The organism is Vibrio sp. OPT20 (assembly GCF_963889365.1).
GTDB lineage: Bacteria > Pseudomonadota > Gammaproteobacteria > Enterobacterales > Vibrionaceae > Vibrio > Vibrio splendidus.
This window is the reverse complement of sequence record NZ_CAWPOA010000031.1, coordinates 1-24,668: the sequence shown is the minus strand read 5'-3', so window position 1 is coordinate 24,668 and position 24,668 is coordinate 1. Positions and strand designations below refer to the sequence as shown.

The 24,668-nt window shown below is 44.8% G+C and carries 25 protein-coding genes and 12 tRNA genes; 32 read left to right on the top strand and 5 right to left on the bottom strand.

What is annotated here, in order from left to right; genetic code table 11:
• Positions 1 to 1,529: transketolase (gene tkt / locus AACR09_RS01285; protein WP_228010900.1), on the bottom strand; the 1,529-nt coding region annotated here is incomplete at its 3' end.
• Positions 1,530 to 1,905: 376 nt separating this feature from the next.
• On the opposite strand from tkt, the gene metK reads away from it, so the two are divergent.
• The 9 genes from metK (at position 1,906) to AACR09_RS01240 (ending at position 8,907) form a co-directional block, all read left to right on the top strand.
• Positions 1,906 to 3,060, top strand: coding sequence for a methionine adenosyltransferase (gene metK, locus AACR09_RS01280; RefSeq protein ID WP_004735487.1), 1,155 nt, complete (start codon positions 1,906 to 1,908; stop codon positions 3,058 to 3,060).
• Positions 3,061 to 3,427: 367 nt separating this feature from the next.
• On the top strand, positions 3,428 to 4,225 hold the full coding sequence (locus AACR09_RS01275) for a DUF2189 domain-containing protein (RefSeq protein WP_108177680.1): 798 nt from the start codon (positions 3,428 to 3,430) through the stop codon (positions 4,223 to 4,225).
• A 78-nt stretch (positions 4,226 to 4,303) separates the two neighbouring features.
• Entirely contained in the window at positions 4,304 to 4,804 is a 501-nt protein-coding gene (locus tag AACR09_RS01270) for a SprT family zinc-dependent metalloprotease (protein WP_193835903.1), read from the top strand.
• A 97-nt stretch (positions 4,805 to 4,901) separates the two neighbouring features.
• Positions 4,902 to 5,633 carry an endonuclease gene (locus AACR09_RS01265; protein WP_108177684.1) on the top strand — a complete coding sequence of 244 codons (732 nt, stop codon included), beginning with the start codon at positions 4,902 to 4,904 and terminating at the stop codon, positions 5,631 to 5,633.
• 159 nt (positions 5,634 to 5,792) lie between these two features.
• Positions 5,793 to 6,524, top strand: a complete 732-nt coding sequence (gene rsmE, locus AACR09_RS01260; protein WP_108177686.1) for a 16S rRNA (uracil(1498)-N(3))-methyltransferase — start codon at positions 5,793 to 5,795, stop codon at positions 6,522 to 6,524.
• Positions 6,525 to 6,533: 9 nt separating this feature from the next.
• Positions 6,534 to 7,484 carry a glutathione synthase gene (gene gshB / locus AACR09_RS01255; protein WP_004735482.1) on the top strand — a complete coding sequence of 317 codons (951 nt, stop codon included), beginning with the start codon at positions 6,534 to 6,536 and terminating at the stop codon, positions 7,482 to 7,484.
• 116 nt (positions 7,485 to 7,600) lie between these two features.
• Positions 7,601 to 8,164 carry a YqgE/AlgH family protein gene (locus AACR09_RS01250; protein ID WP_017095267.1) on the top strand — a complete coding sequence of 188 codons (564 nt, stop codon included), beginning with the start codon at positions 7,601 to 7,603 and terminating at the stop codon, positions 8,162 to 8,164.
• Positions 8,165 to 8,224: 60 nt separating this feature from the next.
• Positions 8,225 to 8,647 (top strand): Holliday junction resolvase RuvX, encoded by a 423-nt coding sequence (ruvX, locus tag AACR09_RS01245; RefSeq protein ID WP_004735480.1) that lies wholly within the window; start codon positions 8,225 to 8,227, stop codon positions 8,645 to 8,647.
• 98 nt (positions 8,648 to 8,745) lie between these two features.
• Positions 8,746 to 8,907 carry a hypothetical protein gene (locus AACR09_RS01240; protein WP_017090793.1) on the top strand — a complete coding sequence of 54 codons (162 nt, stop codon included), beginning with the start codon at positions 8,746 to 8,748 and terminating at the stop codon, positions 8,905 to 8,907.
• A gap of 79 nt (positions 8,908 to 8,986) precedes the next feature.
• Here AACR09_RS01240 and AACR09_RS01235 read toward each other — a convergent pair whose 3' ends face one another.
• Together AACR09_RS01235 and AACR09_RS01230 are read right to left on the bottom strand one after the other, a co-directional pair.
• Positions 8,987 to 10,096: a PilT/PilU family type 4a pilus ATPase gene (locus tag AACR09_RS01235; RefSeq protein WP_004735479.1), complete on the bottom strand. Its 1,110-nt coding sequence runs from the start codon at positions 10,094 to 10,096 to the stop codon at positions 8,987 to 8,989.
• A gap of 14 nt (positions 10,097 to 10,110) precedes the next feature.
• Positions 10,111 to 11,148 carry a type IV pilus twitching motility protein PilT gene (locus AACR09_RS01230; protein ID WP_193835902.1) on the bottom strand — a complete coding sequence of 346 codons (1,038 nt, stop codon included), beginning with the start codon at positions 11,146 to 11,148 and terminating at the stop codon, positions 10,111 to 10,113.
• A 26-nt stretch (positions 11,149 to 11,174) separates the two neighbouring features.
• On the opposite strand from AACR09_RS01230, the gene AACR09_RS01225 reads away from it, so the two are divergent.
• The 7 genes from AACR09_RS01225 (at position 11,175) to hemW (ending at position 16,058) form a co-directional block, all read left to right on the top strand.
• Complete coding sequence (locus AACR09_RS01225) at positions 11,175 to 11,879, top strand: YggS family pyridoxal phosphate-dependent enzyme (protein ID WP_017077775.1); 705 nt, start codon at positions 11,175 to 11,177, stop codon at positions 11,877 to 11,879.
• A 112-nt stretch (positions 11,880 to 11,991) separates the two neighbouring features.
• On the top strand, positions 11,992 to 12,810 hold the full coding sequence (gene proC / locus AACR09_RS01220) for a pyrroline-5-carboxylate reductase (protein WP_102481652.1): 819 nt from the start codon (positions 11,992 to 11,994) through the stop codon (positions 12,808 to 12,810).
• Between the two features lie 75 nt (positions 12,811 to 12,885).
• Positions 12,886 to 13,443: a YggT family protein gene (locus tag AACR09_RS01215; RefSeq protein ID WP_004735475.1), complete on the top strand. Its 558-nt coding sequence runs from the start codon at positions 12,886 to 12,888 to the stop codon at positions 13,441 to 13,443.
• 29 nt (positions 13,444 to 13,472) lie between these two features.
• The gene (gene yggU, locus AACR09_RS01210) at positions 13,473 to 13,763 is read left to right on the top strand and encodes a DUF167 family protein YggU (protein ID WP_193835901.1); all 291 of its coding nucleotides are present in this window, start codon (positions 13,473 to 13,475) and stop codon (positions 13,761 to 13,763) included.
• 28 nt (positions 13,764 to 13,791) lie between these two features.
• Positions 13,792 to 14,223: a DUF4426 domain-containing protein gene (locus tag AACR09_RS01205; protein ID WP_004735472.1), complete on the top strand. Its 432-nt coding sequence runs from the start codon at positions 13,792 to 13,794 to the stop codon at positions 14,221 to 14,223.
• 48 nt (positions 14,224 to 14,271) lie between these two features.
• Positions 14,272 to 14,871 (top strand): XTP/dITP diphosphatase, encoded by a 600-nt coding sequence (locus AACR09_RS01200; protein WP_017080776.1) that lies wholly within the window; start codon positions 14,272 to 14,274, stop codon positions 14,869 to 14,871.
• Positions 14,871 to 16,058 carry a radical SAM family heme chaperone HemW gene (gene hemW / locus AACR09_RS01195; RefSeq protein WP_193835900.1) on the top strand — a complete coding sequence of 396 codons (1,188 nt, stop codon included), beginning with the start codon at positions 14,871 to 14,873 and terminating at the stop codon, positions 16,056 to 16,058. The genes AACR09_RS01200 and hemW overlap by 1 nt, the downstream gene beginning before the upstream one ends.
• Positions 16,059 to 16,224: 166 nt before the next feature.
• Here the strand turns inward: hemW and glsB are convergent, their stop codons facing one another.
• Together glsB and trmB are read right to left on the bottom strand one after the other, a co-directional pair.
• Positions 16,225 to 17,145, bottom strand: a complete 921-nt coding sequence (gene glsB / locus AACR09_RS01190; protein ID WP_004735469.1) for a glutaminase B — start codon at positions 17,143 to 17,145, stop codon at positions 16,225 to 16,227.
• 187 nt (positions 17,146 to 17,332) lie between these two features.
• Positions 17,333 to 18,052: a tRNA (guanosine(46)-N7)-methyltransferase TrmB gene (gene trmB, locus AACR09_RS01185; RefSeq protein WP_193835899.1), complete on the bottom strand. Its 720-nt coding sequence runs from the start codon at positions 18,050 to 18,052 to the stop codon at positions 17,333 to 17,335.
• A 165-nt stretch (positions 18,053 to 18,217) separates the two neighbouring features.
• Between trmB and mutY the strand changes: the two genes are divergently transcribed.
• From mutY to AACR09_RS01105, 16 genes are all read left to right on the top strand, one after another.
• Positions 18,218 to 19,279, top strand: a complete 1,062-nt coding sequence (gene mutY / locus AACR09_RS01180; protein ID WP_193835898.1) for an A/G-specific adenine glycosylase — start codon at positions 18,218 to 18,220, stop codon at positions 19,277 to 19,279.
• A 28-nt stretch (positions 19,280 to 19,307) separates the two neighbouring features.
• Positions 19,308 to 19,580 (top strand): oxidative damage protection protein, encoded by a 273-nt coding sequence (locus AACR09_RS01175; RefSeq protein ID WP_004735465.1) that lies wholly within the window; start codon positions 19,308 to 19,310, stop codon positions 19,578 to 19,580.
• A gap of 69 nt (positions 19,581 to 19,649) precedes the next feature.
• The gene (mltC, locus tag AACR09_RS01170; RefSeq protein WP_017084369.1) at positions 19,650 to 20,783 is read left to right on the top strand and encodes a membrane-bound lytic murein transglycosylase MltC; all 1,134 of its coding nucleotides are present in this window, start codon (positions 19,650 to 19,652) and stop codon (positions 20,781 to 20,783) included.
• A 103-nt stretch (positions 20,784 to 20,886) separates the two neighbouring features.
• A tRNA-Phe gene (locus AACR09_RS01165) sits at positions 20,887 to 20,962 on the top strand.
• Positions 20,963 to 21,036: 74 nt separating this feature from the next.
• Positions 21,037 to 21,112, top strand: a tRNA-Thr gene (locus AACR09_RS01160).
• A 7-nt stretch (positions 21,113 to 21,119) separates the two neighbouring features.
• A tRNA-Phe gene (locus AACR09_RS01155) sits at positions 21,120 to 21,195 on the top strand.
• A 56-nt stretch (positions 21,196 to 21,251) separates the two neighbouring features.
• Positions 21,252 to 21,327 (top strand) — tRNA-Asn (locus tag AACR09_RS01150).
• A gap of 70 nt (positions 21,328 to 21,397) precedes the next feature.
• Positions 21,398 to 21,473, top strand: a tRNA-Thr gene (locus AACR09_RS01145).
• Positions 21,474 to 21,480: 7 nt separating this feature from the next.
• Positions 21,481 to 21,556 (top strand) — tRNA-Phe (locus tag AACR09_RS01140).
• A gap of 56 nt (positions 21,557 to 21,612) precedes the next feature.
• Positions 21,613 to 21,688 (top strand) — tRNA-Asn (locus AACR09_RS01135).
• Positions 21,689 to 22,068: 380 nt separating this feature from the next.
• Positions 22,069 to 23,694 carry a methyl-accepting chemotaxis protein gene (locus AACR09_RS01130; protein WP_102489104.1) on the top strand — a complete coding sequence of 542 codons (1,626 nt, stop codon included), beginning with the start codon at positions 22,069 to 22,071 and terminating at the stop codon, positions 23,692 to 23,694.
• A gap of 235 nt (positions 23,695 to 23,929) precedes the next feature.
• Positions 23,930 to 24,005: transfer RNA gene (locus AACR09_RS01125), tRNA-Phe, on the top strand.
• Between the two features lie 56 nt (positions 24,006 to 24,061).
• Positions 24,062 to 24,137 (top strand) — tRNA-Thr (locus tag AACR09_RS01120).
• Positions 24,138 to 24,161: 24 nt separating this feature from the next.
• A tRNA-Asn gene (locus AACR09_RS01115) sits at positions 24,162 to 24,237 on the top strand.
• Positions 24,238 to 24,273: 36 nt separating this feature from the next.
• Positions 24,274 to 24,349 (top strand) — tRNA-Thr (locus AACR09_RS01110).
• A 29-nt stretch (positions 24,350 to 24,378) separates the two neighbouring features.
• A tRNA-Asn gene (locus AACR09_RS01105) sits at positions 24,379 to 24,454 on the top strand.
• The last annotated feature ends 214 nt before the right edge of the window (positions 24,455 to 24,668 follow it).

Sequence of the window (24,668 nt, the reverse complement as noted above, 5' to 3'; positions counted from 1 at the left end):
TTACGCTCGATTGCCAGTTTCCAAGCAACAGCAGACTCAACTTGGTCACATGGACGCCATGTGCTCATGTTTGGAGTCAGACGTAGAGAAGCGATCTGCTCAACCGGTTGGTGAGTAGGACCATCTTCGCCTAGGCCGATCGAATCGTGCGTGTAAACTTGGATGTTCTGAATTTTCATCAGAGCCGCCATACGCATTGCGTTACGAGCGTATTCCATGAACATTAGGAACGTTGCGCCGTATGGTACGAAACCACCGTGCAGAGCGATACCGTTCATAATAGCCGTCATACCGAATTCACGTACACCGTAATGGATGTAGTTACCAGAGAAGTCATTTGCTTCAAGAGACTTAGAGCCAGACCACATAGTCAGGTTAGAAGGCGCAAGGTCAGCAGAGCCGCCCATGAATTCAGGTAGCATAGCACCGAACGCTTCTAGAGCATTTTGAGACGCTTTACGTGAAGCGATGTTAGCTGGGTTAGCTTGAAGGTCAGCAATGATTGCGTTTGCTTTCTCTTCCCACTCAGCTGGTAGTTCGCCGTTTGTACGACGTTTGAATTCTGCTGCTAGCTCTGGGTGAGCCGCTGCGTATGCGTCAAATTTAGCATTCCACGCTGCTTCTTTCGCTGCGCCCGCTTCTTTCGCATTCCACTCAGCTGCGATATCAACTGGAATCTCGAAAGGACCGTGTTCCCAACCAAGTGCCGCTTTAGTTGCTGTGATTTCATCAGCGCCTAGTGGAGCACCGTGACAGTCGTGCGTACCCGCTTTGTTTGGAGAACCAAAACCGATGATAGTTTTAGTACAGATAAGTGTTGGACGAGGATCCGCTTTAGCCGCTTCAATAGCCGCGTTGATAGCGTCAGCATCGTGACCATCAACTGCTGGGATTACGTGCCAGCCGTAAGCTTCAAAACGCTTAGGTGTATCGTCAGAGAACCAACCTTCAACTTCGCCATCGATAGAAATACCGTTGTCATCCCAGAAAGCAACCAGCTTACCAAGACCTAGCGTACCGGCTAGAGAACATGCTTCGTGAGAGATACCTTCCATCAGACAGCCATCACCCATGAAAGCATAAGTGAAGTGATCGACGATGTCGTGGCCTTCTTTGTTGAACTGTGCAGCCAATGATTTTTCAGCCATCGCCATACCAACAGCGTTGGTGATGCCTTGACCTAGAGGACCTGTAGTCGTTTCGATACCAGGAGCGTAACCGTACTCTGGGTGACCTGGAGTCTTAGAGTGCAGTTGACGGAAGTTTTTCAGGTCTTCAATTGAAAGCTCGTAACCTGCAAGATGAAGCAGAGAGTAAATCAACATTGAACCATGGCCGTTAGACAGAATAAAACGGTCTCGGTCAGCCCACTCTGGGTTTGCTGGGTTGTGGTTCAAGTGACCACGCCAAAGAACTTCAGCGATGTCAGCCATACCCATAGGTGCGCCAGGGTGGCCTGAATTTGCTTGTTGAACGCCATCCATGCTAAGTGCGCGAATTGCATTGGCTAGATCTTTACGAGAAGGCATGTCTGCTCCTGAGTACATAAGCGATTTAAAAAGAGATTGATGCTAAAGTTTTCATTTTTATTAGCACGGGTATTCTCTCAAACGACTTTAGCGACTGCAAACGTTTTACTGGCATTTTAACGGTCATTTTTCGCAATTTTCGAACATTTACATCACTTAGCAATGTGTTATCCCGACCGATACGCAAACGTTTAGTTATGACATATCATAAAAAAGAGCTTGTAATTCGACCGCTGGAATTTAGAATAGCCGTCTAGATGTAGAAACACCTACAAAATATACTGTATTTAATGGCGGCGCTTCCTAGCTTGCGACGCCTGAAATTATTTGCATTTAACTATTTGCAACTAAAAACTAAACTAAAAGTGGAGCTCTCATGGCTAAGCACCTATTCACTTCTGAATCTGTTTCAGAAGGCCATCCAGATAAAATTGCAGACCAAATCTCTGATGCTGTTCTTGATGCCATCTTGGAACAAGATCCAAAAGCACGTGTTGCTTGTGAGACTTACGTAAAAACCGGCATGGTTATGGTTGGCGGTGAAGTAACAACGTCTGCATGGGTTGATATCGAAGAAATCACTCGTGAAACAGTTCGTGAAATTGGTTACGTTCATTCTGATATGGGCTTTGACGCAGACTCTTGTGCTGTACTAAACACAATTGGTAAGCAGTCTCCAGATATCAACCAAGGTGTTGATAAAGCCGATCCTAAAGATCAAGGCGCAGGCGACCAAGGCATCATGTTTGGTTACGCGACTAACGAAACACCAATCCTAATGCCAGCTCCAATTACTTACTCTCACCTTCTTGTTAAGAAGCAAGCTGAAGTACGTAAGAGCGGCAAGCTTGACTTCCTTCGCCCAGATGCGAAATCTCAAGTTACGTTCCAATATGACCAAGGTAAGATTGTTGGTATCGACGCAGTTGTTCTTTCAACTCAACACTGTGATTCAGTAACAACACCTGACCTACGTGAAGCGGTAATGGAAGAGATCATCAAGCCAGTACTTCCTGCTGAGTGGATCAACAAAGACACTAACTTCTTCATCAACCCAACAGGCCGTTTCGTAATCGGTGGCCCAATGGGTGACTGTGGTCTAACAGGTCGTAAGATCATCGTTGATACCTACGGCGGCGCAGCTCGTCACGGTGGCGGTGCATTCTCTGGTAAAGATCCATCAAAAGTTGACCGTTCTGCAGCTTACGCAGCGCGTTACGTTGCGAAAAACATCGTTGCTGCTGGCATGGCTGACCGTTGTGAGATTCAACTGTCTTACGCTATCGGTGTTGCAGATCCAACATCTATCATGGTTGAAACGTTTGGTACTGAGAAAGTAGCTCACGAGATCATCATTGAAGCTGTTCGTCAAAACTTCGACCTACGTCCATACGGTCTTCAAGAGATGCTGAACCTTCTTCAGCCTATCTACAAGAAGACTGCTGCATACGGCCACTTTGGTCGTGAAGAGTTCCCTTGGGAAGCGACTGACAAAGCAGCAATCCTTGCGGACTTCGCTGGCCTAAAATAATTTAGCCACTGCGATTTGTTTCTTTAAAGCCCTTACTGCTTAGTAAGGGCTTTATTTTTATGCACTTACCAAACCTTTCCTTACTAGAACACCCTGCCCAAGTCTTCTTTACCGTTAACCACTTAGTATAAAAACCCACCGATAATTTGTGTTTTCGAACACTACTGACAATAGTTAAGGTAACTCCTAGGCGATCAAGCTCACATTTAACTCAAAGTAATTCAGTCTGATAGCTCTCGTTAAATGCACGCTAGAACAATAACTGGGACGAAAAAGAGCATTTTAGCTCAACACCATAATCCTCATATGATCGCAATACTGAGCTTTATGGAACTATAACTAGGACGTTATTTAACTAGGGGGATATATGCCTCGTACTGTACACCCATCCGAACTGAACGATAAGAAACACAAGGTCAGCGATCAGGATTATGCTCGCACCATTCCTTGTAACCAAGTAAGCATATCCGCCCCATTCCATTGGTTATCGCTTGCACTGCATGACTTAGTGAGAATGCCATTAATCAGCGCATTTTACGGTTTGTGCTTCATGGGTGCGGCCATCGCCATTGTTCAACTTGTCCAATGGCAAGGAACACATTTGGTCGTTATGCCAAGCTTGATTGTGTACATGCTAATAGGGCCGTTTCTTGCCCTAGGCTTGTATGACGCAGCCTGGGAAAGAGAAAAGGGGCACAACGCCAGCCTACTGCACTCGATGAAAGCCATCACACGGAACTCAACCCACCAATGGGCGTTTGCGATTGTATTAATGGTTGCAATGATCTTTTGGATGCGGATTGCTGCGTTATTGCATGCACTCTACCCTTCCGTACAAGGCGCACCATTAAGCGAGTTTGCACCATTCCTGATTACGGGTTCGGTGATTGGGTTGGTTATCGCGAGCCTGATATTTAGCATCTCAGCATTTTCAATTCCACTAATGATGGAAAGACGTGTAGATGTAATGAGTGCCATTTTTACTAGCTTCAACGCTGTTAAATCAAACATCCCTGCGATGATCGTTTGGGCTGGTATCATTGGTACTGGTATCTTAGTCGGCTTCGCGACCTACGGTGTGGGTATGATTGTAACGATGCCATTACTTGGCTACGGAACATGGCATGCTTACCACGAAGTCATCAAAAAGAAACATCACGTTTAAATCGTTTCACGATCGATGAGCAATGTTATGATGAGGCCTTAGCTTAAACGCTGAGGCTTTTTTTGGAGTTAACAACGCTTGTCTTACACCCCGCAACAACATCGAGTAAATAAAAAACTGGGCGAATGCCTAGCTATCGCTAATCAACATTTTTCTCGTGAATTTCCATGCCCAACCGTCACTTACAAGTTAAGAGGAAAGGCAGCGGGAAAAGCCTACCTCCAGTTAAACGAGATAAAACTCAACCAAGTGCTATTCAGAGAAAATGAAGACGCCTTTATTAACGAAGTCGTGCCTCATGAACTCGCACATCTGATCACATATCAGGTCTTTGGTCGAGTTAGGCCTCACGGCAATGAGTGGAAATACGTGATGGAAAAGGTATTCAATGTACCGGCCCGAACCACCCACAGCTTAGAAATCACCTCAGTGCAGGGAAAAACCTTTGAGTACCGCTGTGATTGCACCACTTACCCCTTGTCGATAAGACGACACAACAAAGTCATCCGCAACCAATCAACTTATCATTGCCAACAATGCCAACAAACCTTAGCTTTTACCGGCCTTCAATTGAGCTAAGTCTTAAGCTCATAAGGTAACGCGAATAAATGTAATAGAGTGAACTAACATTTGAGTGCTAGACTGTTGTTTATCATACTTTCATCAGTCTTTTTCTATGCAAAAAACCACTCCAAAAGTATTTGGCCTGTCGGTGTCCTTTTACCTATCAATAGTATTTGGCCTACTGGTAACCCAAAGCGTTTTCGCCGCTCCACCAAGCTCCTTCTCCAAAGCCAAAAAAGAAGCCGTGAAGATTTATCTCGATCACCCGACTTCATTTTATTGTGGTTGCGACATCACTTGGAAAGACAAAAAGAAAGGTATCCCCGACCTCGACGGCTGTGGTTATCAAGTGAGGAAACAGCAAAAGCGCGCTTCCCGTATTGAGTGGGAACACGTGGTTCCAGCTTGGCAATTCGGCCACCAGCGTCAGTGCTGGCAAGATGGCGGACGTAAGAACTGCACTCGCAATGACAAAATATTTAAATCGATGGAAGCCGACCTTCATAATCTAACTCCGGCAATTGGCGAGGTTAACGGTGATCGATCCAATTACAATTTCAGTCAGTGGAATGGAATGGATGGCGTGAGTTACGGTCAGTGTGAAATGCAGGTCAACTTCAAACAGCGTAAGGTTATGCCGCCAGACAGAGCAAAAGGTTCTATCGCGCGTACTTATCTTTATATGAGCCAAGAGTATGGTTTCAAACTCTCTAAGCAGCAGACTAACCTGATGATGGCGTGGAACAAGCAATTCCCTGTCGATAAGTGGGAATGTACTCGTGATATGCGAATCTATGCGATCCAAGGTAATCACAACCCATTTGTTTTCCCTGCTTGTAAATAACACGACTCAGGCAACCAACATCTCCAATTGCCTCCATCTCAAACAAGAGTTTCAGAATTGCCCCTGAAACTCTTGCTCTACCCTTGTTTTTTCAACTAAAAGCATCCATGTTAGGCAGAGACAAAATACCCAAATGACACTATTTATAGGTTTACCAGCATGAGAATCCCTCGTATCCATCACCCAGAACGCATTCATCAGTTAGGTTCACTCGCTTTAGGCGAAGATGCCGCGGGTCATGTTGGTCGAGTCCTTCGTATGAAAGAAGGTCAAGATGTTCTTCTATTTGATGGCAGTGGCGCTGAATTCCCTGCGACAATTGCTGAAGTATCAAAAAAGAACGTCACAGTTAATGTTACTGAACGTATCGAACGTAGCAGCGAATCTCCGTTAGACTTACATTTAGGCCAAGTGATTTCACGTGGCGACAAAATGGAATTCACGATTCAGAAATCGGTTGAGCTTGGTGTAAACACCATTACCCCACTGATTTCAGAGCGCTGTGGCGTTAAACTGGATACTAAACGCTTCGAGAAAAAGCTCGCACAGTGGCAAAAAATTGCTATCGCTGCATGTGAACAATCTGGTCGCAATACGGTTCCAATTATTCGCCCAATCATGCAACTTGAAGAGTGGTGCAGCGAACCGAGTGAAGCGTTAAAGCTAAACCTGCATCCTCGTGCAAAGTACTCAATTAACACCCTTCCAGAACCCATCAGTAAGGTGCGCCTATTGATCGGTCCTGAAGGCGGACTGTCAGCTGAAGAAATCGGCATGACAGAACAATACAAATTTGAAGAGACGCTACTCGGCCCACGTGTACTTCGTACCGAGACAGCAGCTCTAACCGCAATTACTGCCTTACAAGTCCGTTTTGGCGATCTAGGCTAGGAGAAAAAAATGATCAAACTTGGCATCGTAATGGATCCAATTTCATCCATTAACATCAAAAAAGACTCTAGCTTTGCCATGATGCTTGAAGCTCAGCGTCGTGGTTACGAAATCCATTACATGGAAATGGATGATCTACATTTAGATCAAGGCGTAGCCATTGCTGACACTAAGGTTGTTGAACTAAAAGAAGATCCAAACGGCTGGTACGAATTCAAATCAGAACAGACTATCGCTCTCTCTGATTTAGATGCGGTACTGATGCGTAAAGATCCTCCGTTTGATACAGAGTACATCTACGCAACTTACATTCTTGAGCGTGCTGAAGAGAACGGCGCACTGATCGTAAACAAGCCACAAAGCTTACGTGACTGTAACGAGAAGCTATTCACGGCTTGGTTCCCTGAATTGACACCAACCACCATCGTGACTCGTAAAGCTGAAAAAATTAAAGCGTTCCGAGAAGAACACGGTGACGTGATTCTAAAACCACTTGATGGTATGGGCGGCGCGTCTATCTTCCGAGTGAAAGAGGGCGATCCAAACGTATCAGTGATCATTGAAACACTGACTAACCACGGCCAAAACTACGCAATGGCACAAACCTTTGTTCCGGACATCAGCAATGGTGATAAGCGTATTCTTGTGGTTGACGGTGAACCAATGCCTTACTGTCTAGCGCGTATTCCTGCAAAAGGGGAAACTCGAGGTAACCTTGCTGCTGGCGGTACAGGTGAAGCTCGTCCTCTAAGTGAAACAGACTGGGCTATCGCAAGAGCAGTTGCTCCTGCACTGAAAGAGAAAGGCTTAATCTTTGTTGGGCTTGATGTTATCGGCGACAAGCTGACTGAAATTAACGTGACTAGCCCTACTTGTATCCGTGAAATTGAAGCCGCTTTTGATATTTCAGTTACAGGTAAATTAATGGATGCAATTGAGCGTCGCGTTAACGCTAAATAGCCTAAACTAAAGAAAGCCTTAGCTATTCGAAAACACAGAAATATCTAGGCAAAGAACAATGAGCGGCTTTACGCCGCTCTTTTTCCTTTACTGGGAACACACTGGCAGGAGGCTCTATGAATTTAACGAACCACTTTCTGGTTGCTATGCCCGGAATGAAAGACCCATACTTTCAAAATTCGGTGATTTACCTTTGTGAGCACAATGACGAAGGCGCGATGGGTTTGATGATCAACGCCCCTATTGATGTCACTGTCGGTAGCATGCTTAAGCAAGTTGAGGTTGATTCTGATCAGCCAAAACCCAACCAAGCAAGTCTTGATAAGCCTGTATTGAATGGTGGACCGGTCGCAGAAGACCGTGGGTTTATTTTGCACAAACCTAAAGGCAGCTATCAATCCAGTATCAGCATGACGGATCAAATCTCAGTGACAACCTCAAAAGATATCTTGATGGTGTTAGGTACAGAAGATGAACCGATGAATTATCTAGTCGCACTTGGTTATGCAGGGTGGGAACCCGGGCAACTGGAAACCGAACTGACCGAGAACTCATGGTTAACTGTTGAAGCCGATCCGAAGGTCATCTTCGATACACCGATTTCTGACCGCTGGAAAGTCGCCGTGCAGATGTTAGGCATTAATGCGGCTCAGCTTTCAGCAGACGCTGGCCACGCCTAGCCCGACTCAGATCAATAAAATAAACAGACACTCTCAAACACAGATTAATTTGGAAACCCCATGTCACGAACAATTATGGCATTTGACTACGGTACAAAAAGTATCGGCAGTGCGATAGGACAAGAGATCACAGGTACAGCCAGCCCTTTAAAAGCCTTTAAGGCGAAAGATGGCATCCCGAACTGGGATGACATCGAAAAGCAAATCAAGGAGTGGCAGCCGAATCTTATCGTGGTTGGTCTTCCTACCGATCTTCATGGTAAAGATCTAGCCGCGATTACACCAAGGGCGAAGAAGTTTGCCAATCGCCTAAAAGGGCGCTTTGGTGTCGATGTTGAACTGCATGATGAAAGACTTTCTACGACAGAAGCAAGGGCCGACCTTTTTGAAATGGGCGGCTACAAAGCACTAAGTAAAGGTAATGTCGATAACCAATCCGCAGTTGTGATTCTAGAAAGTTGGTTTGAAGCACAATATTCTTAGTTAAAACTAAGTGATTAACATTTGAGCTAATTTATGATCCCACACGAATTTCACGCCGTAGTGTCAGTGCAATTCATAATAAGGACGTGGGAGTTCATATGAAAATTTTTCTAGTCATCTTCGCTTCTCTAGCAATCACAGCATGTAGCTCTATGAGCGGAGGCTCAGCAGGTTATACCGGTGAACAATATCCGACAAAAATCAAATTAGAGAAGGAACGAGGATATTCTGGTAACAACAATAGTTACGGCAACCACTAATATATCCAGACCAAAAAAAACCGCCTTCACAGCGGTTTTTTTAGCATTCAGTATTCAGTATTCAGTATTCAGTATCAATCTAACCCATATCAATCTTCACGCCAGCCAAAGCACCGGTTCCGTAGTCATCATCACCACGTCTGGTTTTTAGCATTAAGCGTAAGTCATTCGCGGAATCGGCACTGTGGAATGCGTCTTCTTCACTGATCTTGCCTGCAAGCACCAAGTCATACAACGCTTGGTCAAAGGTCTGCATACCAATCTCTTTCGATTTAGCCATAGTCGCTTTTAGTTCATGCAACTCACCACGACGAATCAAGTCAGACACTCGCGGGCTGTTAAGTAGAATCTCAAACACGCCATGGCGACCGCTGCCATTCTTATCTCGGATTAATTGCTGAGCGACCACACCACGCAGGTTCATCGACAGATCAAACAAGAACTGTTCTTTTTGTTCCTTCGGTACCAAGTGGAGAATACGTTCTAACGCTTGGTTGGCATTATTGGCGTGCAGCGTTGCCATACACAAGTGGCCAGTCTCAGCGAAAGTCATCGCGTATTCCATGGTTTCACGGCTACGGATTTCGCCAATCAAAATCATATCTGGAGCTTGGCGCAAAGAGTTCTTAAGCGCAACTTCGTAACTCTCGGTGTCGAGCCCAACCTCACGTTGTGTCACGATGCACTTTTTATGTTCGTGTACGAATTCAATCGGATCTTCAACCGTCAAAATATGCCCTGAGCGATTGGTATTGCGATAGCCTGTCATTGCGGCCATCGAGGTTGATTTACCAGAACCTGTTGCCCCAACCACCAGCACAAGTCCGCGCTTAGCGATTGAAAGGTCTTGCAGCACATCAGGAAGCTTTAATTGCTCAAAGGTTGGGATGTTAGTCTCGATACGTCGAATGACCGCTCCAGGTAGCTCTCGTTGAAAGAATGCACTGACACGAAAACGACCAAAGTCACGTACGATGGCAAAATTAGCCTCTCGCGTTTGCTGATATTCATCGCGTCGGTCTTGATCCATCATCGCATCAAGTAACTGAGCAACCTGAGCCGCATTCAATTTCTCGCCTTGAGGTCGCAGTTCACCATCGACACGAAACAGGATAGGCGCATCAACGGTGATATAAAGATCCGATGCTTTTTGAGATAGCATCCCCTCAAGAATTTGATTCAGTTCCATTTTGTTCACCTTGATTAAAACATTGAGGTTTCAATTTCGATCTTTTTCTCGACCTCTTTTGAATCAACCAAGCCTTGAGCCATCAGCTGCTTCGCATTTTGCTCCATGGTCTGCATACCATGTGCCGCCCCCGTTTGAATAATCGAATACATCTGCGCGACCTTATCTTCACGGATCAAGTTTCTAATCGCAGGTGTCGCCATCATGATTTCATGACAAGCCACACGACCGCCACCAACACGCTTCAACAGCTTCTGGGCAATCACCGAACGTAACGATTCAGACAACATTGAACGCACCATGTCTTTGTCGCTACCCGGGAATACATCGATAATACGGTCTATGGTTTTTGCCGCAGAGCTAGTATGCAAGGTACCAAAAACTAAGTGGCCAGTTTCTGCTGCGGTTAGCGCTAAGCTAATCGTCTCTTGGTCACGAAGTTCGCCGACAAGGATTACGTCTGGGTCTTCACGCAACGCACTACGCAATGCCGCTTTGAAGCTGTGAGTATCGCGGTGCACTTCTCGTTGGTTGATTAGGCATTTGTTGTTGGTATGAACAAATTCGATCGGGTCTTCAATCGTCAATATATGCTTATTATGGTTACGGTTAACGTAATCCACCATCGCAGCCAAAGTTGTCGACTTACCTGAACCCGTCGGCCCAGTGACCAATACTAGCCCTTTTTCGTAATTAGATATTCTTTCAAAGATCTCAGGAGCCCCTAGCTGTTCAAGGGTGGGAATCTCTACTGGAATGGTACGGAACACAGCAGAGCAGCCACGAGATTGGTTAAAAGCATTAACACGGAAACGACCAACGCTGGGTAATTCAAAAGAGAAGTCGACTTCCAGTTTTTCTTCAAATTCACCGCGTTGTGAATCACTCATGATCTCAAAAACCAAACGATGCACATCAGCATGACTCAAAGCTGGTATTCCAAGCTTCCTTACTTCACCATCTATACGTACCATTGGAGATACACCCGCAGAAAGATGTAGATCTGACGCGTTATGCTTTACACTAAAATCTAGTAACTCAGTGATATCCATTTATTTTCCCTTAAGTAAAGTCAGCTATGAGTAGTATTCAACAAAATATCGAACAAATCACCTCACAGATACGTAGTGCTGAGCAAAAGTGCGGACGAGCTCCAGAGTCCGTGCAACTTTTAGCCGTCAGCAAAACTAAACCTATTGATGCGATTCTAGAAGCCGCACTCGGAGGCCAAGTTGCCTTTGGTGAAAACTATGTTCAAGAAGGTGTTGATAAAGTAAAACACTTTTCAGAACAACATTCTAACCTAAATTTAGAGTGGCATTTTATTGGCCCAATTCAATCCAATAAAACCCGCCCAATCGCAGAAAGCTTCCAATGGGTACATTCTGTTGAACGCGATAAGATCGCACAAAGACTTAGTGATCAACGACCAAGCGAACTTCCACCTTTGCAAGTTTTGATTCAGGTAAACACCAGTGGTGAAGAATCCAAGTCTGGAACGTCAGAAGAAACAGTTTTTGCACTCGCGGAGTTGATTTCGTCGCTCCCTAACCTCACTTTAAGAGGATTGATGTCGATTCCTGCAAACGTATCTGACTATCAATCTCAGCTTAATGCATTTTCTCAACTGGCGGAGCTTAAAGATAAGCTAGCCGCAAAGTATCCAAACATAGATACCCTTTCGATGGGTATGAGTGGTGATATGGATGCAGCAGTTGAGGCTGGCAGCACTATGGTTCGCATTGGAACGGCTATCTTCGGTGCTCGTGATTACGCGAAATAGCACAGCACGTAACAAGAAATAGCTACAACAAGCAACAACAAGTGGCAACGAAAAATACAGTATTGATACCGCTTCGCTTTAACCGCGCAGCGACACGCTCAGGATTTTATATATGGAACATAAGAACATCGCCTTTATTGGGGCGGGAAATATGGTTCGCTCGATTGTAGCGGGCTTAGTGGCGAGTGGTTACCCAGCGCAAAAGATTACTGCAACAGCGCCTTCAGACACCAGAAGGCTGCCGTTAGAGCAAGAGTACGGCATCAATACCACCAGCGATAATATTGCCGCAGCAGAACAAGCAGACGTTGTTGTGTTATCCGTGAAGCCACAAATGATGGCTGATGTATGTAAACCCTTACAAGGTATCGACTTCAGCAACAAACTGGTTATCTCAATTGCCGCGGGTATTAATGCGAATCGACTCAATGAGATGTTAAACTGCCAACTGAACCTTGTGCGTGTTATGCCAAACACGCCATCACTGCTTGGTAAAGGGATGAGTGGCCTTTATGCTGACTCAACGGTTAGTCAGGGCGATAAAGAGTTTGCTTCTCAGCTAATGCAAGCCGTAGGTGAGGTAAGCTGGGTTGAACAAGAGTCTGGTATCAACAACATCATTGCTGCTGCAGGGAGTGCTCCGGCTTACTTCTTCCTGTTTATGGAAGCGATGCAAGCTGAAGCAATTAACCAAGGTTTTGACCAAGAAACCGCTCGTAAATTAGTGCAGCAATCTGCATTAGGCGCGGCAGAGATGGTGGTAGCGAATCCAAATACTGAATTATCAACACTGCGTGAGCAAGTGACTTCAAAAGGCGGAACGACCGCAGAAGCATTGCGCACGTTTAACGACCATCAACTATCAGACATCGTAGCGAAAGCCATGCAAGCGGCGGTTGCTCGAGCTGAAGAGATGGAAAAACTGTTTTAATACTCGTTACAGTACAAAAGCATTGTGCCGTTCGGGTGATACCTAGCGGCAAGTAAATCCGAAAAAGGAAACAATATGAATTCGATGAGCTTTCTGATCTCGACCGTTTTTGATCTTTACATCATGGTTGTGATCTTGCGTATCTGGCTACAAGCATCACGTGCAGATTTCTACAACCCATTCTCACAATTTATCGTAAAAGCGACACAACCGGTTGTTGCCCCGCTACGCCGAGTGATTCCATCAATAGGAAGCCTTGACCTTGCGACGGTTGTCTTCGCTTATGTGCTGTGTGTACTTAAGTTCGTCGCTCTAAACTTGATTATCTCTGGCGGTGCGGCTGTATTTGATATCAGCTTCCTGATCTTTGGCGCACTATCTCTGCTCAAAGCGGCGGGTGGGTTAATTTTCTGGGTTCTACTGATCCGTGCAATCCTGAGTTGGGTTAGCCAAGGCCGTAGCCCAATCGAATACGTATTCCATCAGTTAACAGAACCAATGCTAACGCCAATTCGCCGTATCCTTCCTGATATGGGTGGCTTCGACCTAAGTGTGCTTGTTCTGTTCATTGTTCTGCAATTTGCGAACTTCCTAATGGGCGACATGATCGGTCCTATTTGGTATCAGCTATAATTCAAGTACGAACATCAGGTACTTTGACGATGCCAAAAGCAGTTTGGGCCGAAGAAGACGATATTCTTCTTAGGCTCTATATCCAACCCAAGGCAAGCCGCGATAAAATCGTTGGCTTACACGGAGAGGAACTGAAAATTGCCATTACTGCACCACCGGTTGATGGCAAAGCAAATGCTCACTTAGCGAAATATCTTGCGAAGCAATTTAAGGTCGCTAAAGGGCAAATTAAGATAGAGAAGGGAGAGCTCGGTCGGCATAAGCAAGTTCGAATATGCTCACCAAGCCAGATCCCAACTGAAGTCAAAACCATCCTATGATGGCTTTTTGCTATTTATTGGAGTCATTATGCGTCTATGGATAACTGCACTACTCACCGCTCTGATTGCCCTACCAAGCTCGGCAGGACAGTTTAAAAGTATCAAGGATGTCGAGGTTCATTACTCGGCTTTCAATTCCACGTTTTTAACTGCGCAGGTCGCTAAGCAATATAAGCTGAAACGAAACGGATACTCTGCGATTCTAAACATCAGCGTGCTAGACAACGCTTCCCTAGGAAAACCTGCGACAACGGCTAAAATTACGGGAACAGCGAGAAACCTAGTAGGTAACACTCGTACGCTTAACTTCCGTGAAATAAAGGAAGGCGATGCGATTTATTACCTCGCTGAATTTCCTATCACTCACGAAGAAAACATCACTTTTAATATCGATGTGAACGCAGGTTTGAAAGGCACAGGTCCACTGCGTTTCACACAAAAATTCTATATAGAAGAGTAGCTTCAAAGCTCACATTTCTAGTCATTAACTTATTAGAGCCACATCCCCATGAGTAAGATTGTTTTAGCAACAGGCAACCAAGGCAAAGTTCGCGAGATGGCAGATATTCTGTCTGAGTTTGGTTTCGACGTTGTCGCGCAAAGTGAATTTAACGTTTCAGAAGTCGCAGAAACGGGAACAACTTTCATTGAAAATGCCATCATCAAAGCTCGCCACGCTGCGAAAGAGACGGGGCTACCAGCCATTGCTGACGATTCTGGCTTAGAAGTTGATTACCTTAATGGTGCACCCGGTATCTACTCAGCGCGTTACTCAGGTGAAGGGGCGACTGATAAGCAGAACATCGAAAAGCTGTTAGATGCTATGCAAGGTGTAGACGTTGAAAAGCGTACCGCTCGTTTTCACTGTGTATTGGTACTCATGCGTCACGAAAACGATCCGACGCCATTAGTATGTCACGGTAAATGGGAAGGTCGCATTCTGACTGAAGAACACGGTGAGAATGGCTTTGGCTACGATCCTGTATTCTTTGTACCAGAAGATAACTGCGCCTCAGCCGAGCTTGAATCGTCACGTAAGAAGCAACTGTCACACCGTGGTAAAGCCCTCGCATCATTATTCAAGACTCTCAAGGAGCAAGCTCTGTAATGCACAATGCAGCGCTAATACTCCCCGCACTCAGCCTCTATGTCCACATCCCATGGTGTGTACAAAAGTGTCCGTATTGTGATTTTAACTCTCATGCTCTAAAAGCCGAGATTCCTGAAAAAGAGTACATCGATGCTCTGCTTGAGGATCTCGATACCGATATCGAAAAGTACCAACTCAATGACGTACCTCGCCCATTGCATTCGATCTTTATTGGTGGCGGCACGCCGAGTTTATTTTCTCCAGAAGGAATCGGTCGATTGCTGCAAGGCATTAAACAGCGCATCCCGTTCAAACCTGAAATAGAAATTACCATGGAAGCCAACCCGGGAACTATCGAAGCTGAGCGTTTTGCTGGTTATCAAAAAGCAGGGGTTAGTCGAATCTCGGTGGGCGTGCAAAGTTTTGAGCAAGAGAAACTGGAAAGACTTGGCCGTATTCACGGTCAAGACGAAGCAGTGAATGCGGCTCACTTAGCGCATAAAATCGGATTAAATAGCTTCAACCTAGATCTAATGCACGGCTTACCCGATCAAAGCATTGATCAGGCCTTGGCTGATTTGGACAAAGCGATCGAGCTCGATCCTCCGCATTTATCTTGGTATCAGCTAACAATAGAACCTAACACCATGTTCTATTACAAAACGCCAAAGCTGCCTGACGATGATGACCTTTGGGATATCTTCGACTTAGGCCATAAGAAGCTCGCAGACGCAGGGTATGTACAGTACGAAATTTCAGGCTACAGCAAGCCGGGATATCAGTGTCAGCATAATCTCAACTACTGGCGCTTTGGTGACTACCTAGGTATTGGCTGTGGCTCTCATGGCAAGCTGAGCTTTGCAGATGGACGTATTGTTCGCACCACTAAGGTTAAACACCCTAGAGGCTACCTAGCAGCGTATCAGAACCTAGTGAAGCCCTATCTGTCGGATGAACTTGAAGTACCTAATGAGGACCGCCCTTTCGAATTCTTCATGAACCGCTTCAGGCTAATGGAAGCGTGTCCAAAGCAGGATTTCATTGATACTACGGGGCTAGAATTTGACTCTATTCAAGAAACTATTGAATGGGCAAAAGAGCTAGGCTACTTGAATGAAACCGACACTAATTGGCAGATCACTGAAAAAGGGAAGCTATTCCTAAATGATTTGCTAGAAGCCTTTATGGCAGAAGAAGACGAATAGAGCGAGATTCGAGATTCGAGATTCGAGATTCGAGATTCGAGATTCGAGATTCGAGAAGTATTGCATAAGGGTTGGCTTTAGGGTCAACCCTTTTTATTGTAAGAACCTTTCTCGAAGCGAAGCGCTCTATAGGACGAAGTCCGTGCTCGCATCTCGCATCTTTCTTCTAAAAAATAGAACGACCAATGCGCTCAGAGAGCAATTCTAAAGCCTGAGTTCCCGCTAGTGAATTCCCCGACGCGTCCAGTTCTGGAGACCACACCGCGATCGTCATTTCGCCAGGAACAATCGCAATAATCCCGCCACCGACACCAGACTTTCCGGGCATACCAACACGATAGGCAAACTCTCCCGCCCCATCGTACAAACCACATGTCGCAAGCAAGGCATTCAATTGTTTGGTTTGAACCGGCGTGATGATCTCTTTCTTGGTTTGAACAGACACGCCTTTATTAGCCAAGTAGCTAAAGGTTTTCGCCAAATCAACACAGGTCATTTTAAGCGCACAAGCATGGAAGTAATTGTTGAGTACGGGAATAACATCGTTCTCAAAGTTACCAAATGAACGCATCAAATAGGCGATGGCAGCATTGCGATCGCTGTGCATCATTTCAGAAGCCGCCACAACTTTGTCATACACAATATGAGTATCACCTGATAGCTGACGTACAAATTCTAATAAACGGTGCCTTGGTGCAGATAGACGGCTTTGCAATAAGTCAGCAACGATAATCGCGCCTGCGTTAATAAACGGGTTACGAGGGATGCCGTGTTCCATTTCAAGCTGAATCATCGAGTTAAAGGCTTGTCCTGAAGGCTCCTTCCCTACTCGTTGCCAAATCTCTTCCGGCTTATACAACACCATCGCTAACGTCAGGCTTAAAGCTTTAGAGATTGATTGCACGGAAAAGGCTTCATCGGCATCGCCAGCTTGAATGACTTCACCTTCATTGGTGTATACCGCAATAGCCAGTTTCTGATTAGATACACGAGCCAATGCAGGAATATAATCAGCGACCTTTCCCTGACCAATTAAAGGACGAACTTCGTCTAAAATTTCGGCCAAAATAGCTTGAGTTGGTTTCATGTGTGCTTACTTCTTTATTGTTATTTTTGTAGGGGGTGTGACATTACTTTCTGTCCTTAAACCTTTATCACAATAAAAGCCTAAGGACAAAAAAGCCAACATTACAATAATGTTGGCTTTAATCAATCCCATAAAGTGTAGGGTTTAATCCTAAGTCGGATTCACCTTCACTTAATTTGATTCAGAACTACTTAGTACGCTTAAACTTAATGTCCCAAACACCATGACCTAAACGGTGGCCACGCGCTTCAAACTTAGTTAGCGGACGCTCGTCTGGACGAGGAATGTAATCCCCATCTTCAGCGATATTCTTGAAGCCTGGAGCTACGTTCATCACTTCAATCATATGTTCTGCGTAGTTTTCCCAGTCTGTTGCCATGTGGAAAATACCAGTATCAAGTTGAAGCTTACCGCGAACCATCTCTGCAAACTCAGCCTTAACGATACGACGCTTATGATGACGAGCTTTGTGCCATGGGTCAGGGAAGAACAGTTGCAGTGTATGCAGGCTGCTGTCTGGGATCATGTGCTCAAATACTTCTACTGCATCGTGACACATTACGCGTAAATTCGTTACACCCGCATCGCGAGCTGTACCTAAACACGCACCAACACCTGGGCTATGAACTTCAATACCTAAGAAGTTTTTCTCAGGCGCATTCTTTGCCATTTCAACCAGTGATGCACCCATACCGAAGCCAATTTCTAGTACAACTGGGTTATCGTTGCCAAACACTTCTTTCCAATTAAGAAGTTCTGGGGTGTAGTCGATACCCATTGTTGGCCAACATTCATTCATCGCGTTTTCTTGGCCTTTTGTTAAGCGGCCTTCGCGGCGAACAAAACTACGGATCTTACGAACCAGTTTGCCGTCTTCAGTATATTCGTTAGTGGTCACTTCACTCATTGATTTTTGCCTGCACATTGATTAATCAAAGCGGGGATTATCCAAAGAATTGCCTCCGGTGCAAGTCTTTCCGTGGATAAATTCCCACACAATTTGTCTGTTTTACATCCAACCGTAAGTGTGGTGCAATTTCACTCCTAATAATAGCAAAGCATAGAGCATGTCGTGACTCCTTTCGCAACCGCCATATTAAAGTGGTATGACGCCTTTGGGCGTAAAGAATTACCTTGGCAACAAAACAAAACCGCCTACACCGTTTGGCTATCTGAAATCATGCTTCAGCAGACTCAAGTCGCCACGGTGATTCCATACTACCAGCGCTTCTTAGAACGCTTTCCAACGGTTATTGACCTAGCGAACGCCGAACAAGATGAGGTGCTGCACCTATGGACAGGGCTTGGCTATTACGCGCGAGCTCGTAACTTACATAAGGCCGCCAAGATTGTTGCCGAGCAATACGGTGGTGAATTTCCGCTTTCTATCGAAGAAATGAACGCGCTACCGGGTATTGGACGATCTACTGCCGCTGCAGTGCTGTCCTCTGTGCATAAACTCCCTCATGCGATTCTTGATGGCAACGTCAAGCGTACCTTGGCGAGAAGCTTCGCAGTAGAAGGTTGGCCGGGGCAAAAGAAAGTCGAGAACCAGCTTTGGGAACACGCAGAAGCACACACTCCCAATCAAGATGTTGATAAGTACAATCAAGCCATGATGGATATGGGTGCGATGGTTTGTACTCGTAGCAAGCCCAAATGTACGTTGTGCCCGATTGAAAGCATGTGCGAAGCTAAGAAGCTCGATAGGCAGCTCGATTTCCCTGGCAAAAAGCCTAAGAAAGAAAAGCCAATAAAAGAAACATGGTTTGTGATTTTGTACCACGATAATCAAGTATGGCTCGAACAACGCCCTCAGTCTGGTATCTGGGGAGGACTGTTCTGTTTCCCTCAAAATGAAAACGCAGAGATCGAACATCAACTAGATCTTCGCTCGATCAAAGACACTCAAACCAATTCGATCAAGACCATGATTGCGTTTAGGCACACTTTCAGCCACTACCACTTAGATATCACGCCAGTATTAGTGAAATTAGATAAACAACCAGATTTGATAATGGAAGGGACTAAAGGTCTCTGGTATAACTTATCAAAACCGGAAGAAATTGGCTTAGCCGCTCCTGTAAAGCAGCTTATTGAGAGCCTACCCTTTGAACTGAACGACGACGTTTGAATCAACGAACGCGATAAGAGGAACCACTATGAGCCGCACTGTATTTTGTGCTCGCCTTCAAAAAGATGCTGAAGGCCTAGATTTTCAACTTTACCCAGGTGACTTAGGTAAGCGTATCTTTGACAACATATCTAAAGAAGCTTGGGGACAATGGCAAAGCAAACAAACCATGCTTATCAATGAGAAGAAGCTAAACATGATGGATCCTGAACATCGTAAACTTCTTGAAACTGAGATGGTTAACTTCCTTTTTGAAGGTAAAGATGTCGTTATTGATGGCTACACTCCACCAAGCGAATAAGACATTTATTTAAGCAAATTTTAATGACATCATGGTTAACGCTGCGATGTCATTTTTGTATGAGGAACTATGAAAAAGCTAAGTTACTTCCTAACAGCCATGTTGTTAACTGGGTGCAGTCGTGAATTTGTCGAAAGCATTTATGATGTTAATTACGAACCAACCAACCGATTTGTAAGTAATTTAGCGGAGCTACCCGGTCAATTTGAAAAAGATACAGGGGCGTTAGATTCTTTAATTAATAGCTTTTCTGGCAATATCCAAAAACGTTGGGGCAGTAGTGAAGTAAAGATGGCGGGTAAGAGTAACTATGTGAAATACATAGATAATTACTTGAGTCGTTCAGAAGTAAACTTTAGCCAAGGCCTGATCACTGTTGAAACCGTTTCCTCAACGGATCCTAAAAAGCACCTTAAAAATGCGATAATGACGACACTTTTGACGCCAGATGATCCTGCGAATGTCGACCTATTCTCTTCCAAAAGCATCAAGTTAGAAGGTCAACCTTTCCTCTATAACCAAGTCGTTGATCAAGATAAGAAGCCTATCCAATGGACATGGCGCGCTAATAAATTTGCTGATTACCTGATCGCCAATAACTTAAAAACCAAGGAAGTCGACTTTAAAAAAGCGTATTACGTCGAAATTCCAATGGTGGCCGATCACGCCAGCAAACGAAGCTATAAGTACGCCGATATCGTTCGTCGCGCATCTCAACGTTATGACATTCCTGAAGACTTGATTTACGCAATCATCAAAACAGAGAGTAGTTTTAACCCATACGCTGTGAGTTGGGCGAACGCTTATGGTCTTATGCAGGTAGTCCCAAAAACCGCAGGTCGAGATGTGTTTAAGCTCGTCAAAAAGAAACCTGGAGAACCAAGTCCTGAGTACTTATTCAATCCAGAAAACAACATTGATGCTGGCACTGCGTACTTTTACATCCTTAAAAATCGTTATTTGAAGGACGTGCAGCACCCAACAACGCTTGAGTACAGCATGATCTCAGCATACAACGGTGGCACTGGTGGGGTACTAAATACCTTCAGCAAAGACCGAAAGCGAGCAATGCGTGACTTAAATTCGTTGCAACCTAGTCAAGCTTACTGGGCACTGACAAAGAAACACCCAAACAAAGAGTCGCGTCGATACTTAGAAAAAGTAACAAAATTCAAGAAAGATTTTAACCAAGGTAAAACGTAAGCCTCACTTTTGAATAAAAAAACAACTAACGAACGTTTTTTTTAATTATTTTCAAAAAAGGTGTTGACGGTTATGCAGAAAATCCGTTTAATAGCGCTCCGTTGCCCGGATAGCTCAGTCGGTAGAGCAGAGGATTGAAAATCCTCGTGTCGGTGGTTCGATTCCGCCTCCGGGCACCACAATTTGATTTGTTGGTGTCATTACTCTTTAACAGGGAGTAGCAACACGAACAAAAGCATAAAGAATTTAGTGTGCCGACTTAGCTCAGTAGGTAGAGCAACTGACTTGTAATCAGTAGGTCACCAGTTCGACTCCGGTAGTCGGCACCATTCTTTTGCCTCGATAGCTCAGTCGGTAGAGCAGCGGATTGAAAATCCGCGTGTCGGTGGTTCGATTCCGCCTCGAGGCACCATTATTTGGTGCTTAACAAATAATGGTCTTTATAGACCTGATGTTGAGACAAGTAATTCCCCTTTAGTTCAGTTGGTAGAACGGCGGACTGTTAATCCGTATGTCGCAAGTTCAAGTCTTGCAAGGGGAGCCATTTTCAAGAACTTCATTTTATATGAGGTTTTAATTAGAGAGTTCACTCTCTAAAGCAAAGAATTTAGTGTGCCGACTTAGCTCAGTAGGTAGAGCAACTGACTTGTAATCAGTAGGTCACCAGTTCGACTCCGGTAGTCGGCACCATTCTTTTGCCTCGATAGCTCAGTCGGTAGAGCAGCGGATTGAAAATCCGCGTGTCGGTGGTTCGATTCCGCCTCGAGGCACCATTATTTGGTGCTTAACAAATAATGGTCTTTATAGACCTGATGTTGAGACAAGTAATTCCCCTTTAGTTCAGTTGGTAGAACGGCGGACTGTTAATCCGTATGTCGCAAGTTCAAGTCTTGCAAGGGGAGCCACATTCAAGAAAGCCAAGTCGAAAGACTTGGCTTTTTTTCGTTTGAGCAAAAGCTAACTCTATTCAGTATTGCCGCCAACTCAACATCAAGCCCAGATCATCCCCATAAAGTTAAAGCATCCCTTTCCTATCTCGACAGTACCCATCCTTGAATTCGTTCAAACCCTCTCGATACAAACTAAACCACCTCTGAAATTAAGCACCTTTAACCGCGTATCGTCACATGAAAACAAACAGAATGATAGACTGTTACTTTTTTTGCTTCGTAAATTTAATCTCCATCATGTTTTGATATCTTTCTGATATCTACCCTACACGACTTAGATTAAGATTCGATGAATTATATCTAATACTAATTATTGAATCGCTACGCAGGAAAATATGAAATTAAAAACGCAAGCTTACTTATTATCGGGCATCATCTTGATCGCTCTGCTGGCGCTAACTGCTACTGGTTTATGGACCTTGAGAGTCGCGAGTAACATGGACAACAAAGCTCGTGTGACAGAGCTGTTTAAGAGCGCATACAGCATTCTTACTGAAGTTGAAAAAATGGCGATTGATGGCACTCTAGAAGAACAGCAGGCCAAACAGCTTGCTACTCGCCTACTACGTAACAACATCTATAAAGACAATGAATACGTTTATGTTGCGGATGAAAACATGACGTTTGTTGCGACACCTCTGGATCCACAACTACACGGAACCAGCTTTAATGATTTTAAAGACGGTGATGGAAATAGCGTTGGCCAACTCATTCAACGAGTACTTGGCAATCGTACTGGCCAGATCATTGAGTACACCTGGACACAAAAGCTTCCAGACGGAACGATTGAAGAAAAACTGTCTATTGCAGAGAAGACTCCGCATTGGGGTTGGGTTGTAGGCACCGGTATCGGCTTCAATGAAGTCAATGCGCGTTTCTGGTCGACTGCTCAATGGCAATTGTTTCTATGTGTCGTGATTGCTGGCCTTATTTTATCAAGCCTAATTGTATCTATTAAGCGAATGCTGGCACTTCTTGGCGGCGAGCCTAAAGATGTAAGAGAAGCAGTACAAGCAGTCGCAGAAGGCCGTATTCAAACCTCTTTCGAGACTCAGGCGATAAACGGCAGTATTTATCATGCCGTGCAACAAATGAGTAAGTCGTTAGCCGAGCTGGTCTCAAACCTTAATGCATCAATGCTGGCATTAAGGGGCGAACTGCAGCGCGTAGAAGATCGTGCTGGGGCAATTGCTCAGCTAACAGAGACACAGCAGCAATCAACAGAGATGATCGCAACAGCAATGACCGAGATGGCCTCTTCAGCCAACAATGTGGCTGATTCAGCGGGTGATACTGCGCGTAATACTGACGAAGCTGATAAACAGAGCCAACATACTCAGCAGTTAATTCACAACACGGTAGATAACATTCAAGGTCTAGCAGGCCAACTAGGAACTGCCAGTGAAGCCGTCGCTAACCTAGATAGCGATGTACATAACATCGTTAAGGTCTTAGACGTCATCGGTGATATTGCAGAACAAACTAACCTTCTAGCGCTAAATGCGGCAATTGAAGCTGCGCGCGCTGGTGAACAAGGCCGCGGATTTGCGGTTGTGGCTGATGAGGTTCGTAACCTTGCAGGTCGAACACAATCAAGCACGAAAGAAATCCAACTAATGATCAATAACCTTCAAGAAGGCTCTCGTAACGCAATAAAAACTATGGAAGTGTGTGCGACGACCAGTGAAAGCACCGTAACAGAGTCCCAGAATGCCTCTGAAGCTCTACAACAGATTGTTATCGCATTAGAGTCTATTTCATCGATGAGTCATCAAATCGCGACAGCCGCCGCTGAGCAGACTCAGGTGAGTGACGATATTTCGAAGCGTATCAATATGATCGAAGAAAGTGGCAACCAACTGAGTAATGTGGTGACAGAAAGTCATAACAGCACTCAAACTCTCGCCTCCCTTTCTAACGAATTAGAAGCTTGGGTTAATAGGTTTGAAGTAAAACACTAAACTCTCGAGTAAATTCTTAAATATAAAAGCACGTTTTCATACGTGCTTTTTTTGTTTCGGTGCCTATTCCGTCCAGTTAACCGTAGTTTTAGTATCTTTTAGAGCATGCTAGACCTAGGTTTTTAGCCCCAAACGAACAAAAACAATCCACTAAGTATAGAAAAACATCAAACGATACTTTTTTTGCAATTTAATGTTGACCCAGAACGCGAAAACACGTTTAATACACCTCGTCGCCCGGATAGCTCAGTCGGTAGAGCAGAGGATTGAAAATCCTCGTGTCGGTGGTTCGATTCCGCCTCCGGGCACCACAATTTATTTGTTGGTGTCCTAGACAACAACAGTAAAGCACAAAGAAATATTATGTGCCGACTTAGCTCAGTAGGTAGAGCAACTGACTTGTAATCAGTAGGTCACCAGTTCGACTCCGGTAGTCGGCACCATTTCTTTAAAGCTTTAAGAATAATTCCCCTTTAGTTCAGTTGGTAGAACGGCGGACTGTTAATCCGTATGTCGCAAGTTCAAGTCTTGCAAGGGGAGCCAAGTTAATCATCAAGCATAAGCTTTTTGATTCATGATGCCGACTTAGCTCAGTAGGTAGAGCAACTGACTTGTAATCAGTAGGTCACCAGTTCGATTCCGGTAGTCGGCACCATTCTCTTGATTAGAGACTAAACAATCAATTCCCCTTTAGTTCAGTTGGTAGAACGGCGGACTGTTAATCCGTATGTCGCAAGTTCAAGTCTTGCAAGGGGAGCCAATTAAAAAAAGCCGCATCATTGATGCGGCTTTTTTGCATCTAAAAACCGAAACTTATTCATATAATACCAATTCCATTAAATTCATGATCTAATATAGACTCTGAAAGGAGCCTACATGAACTCAGATTTATCAAAGCTTATCGGCGCAACCTCCAACGCGAGGTTGAGGCTAAGATTACTCGCGGTCTCTCACTTTATCGATGGTAAAAATCG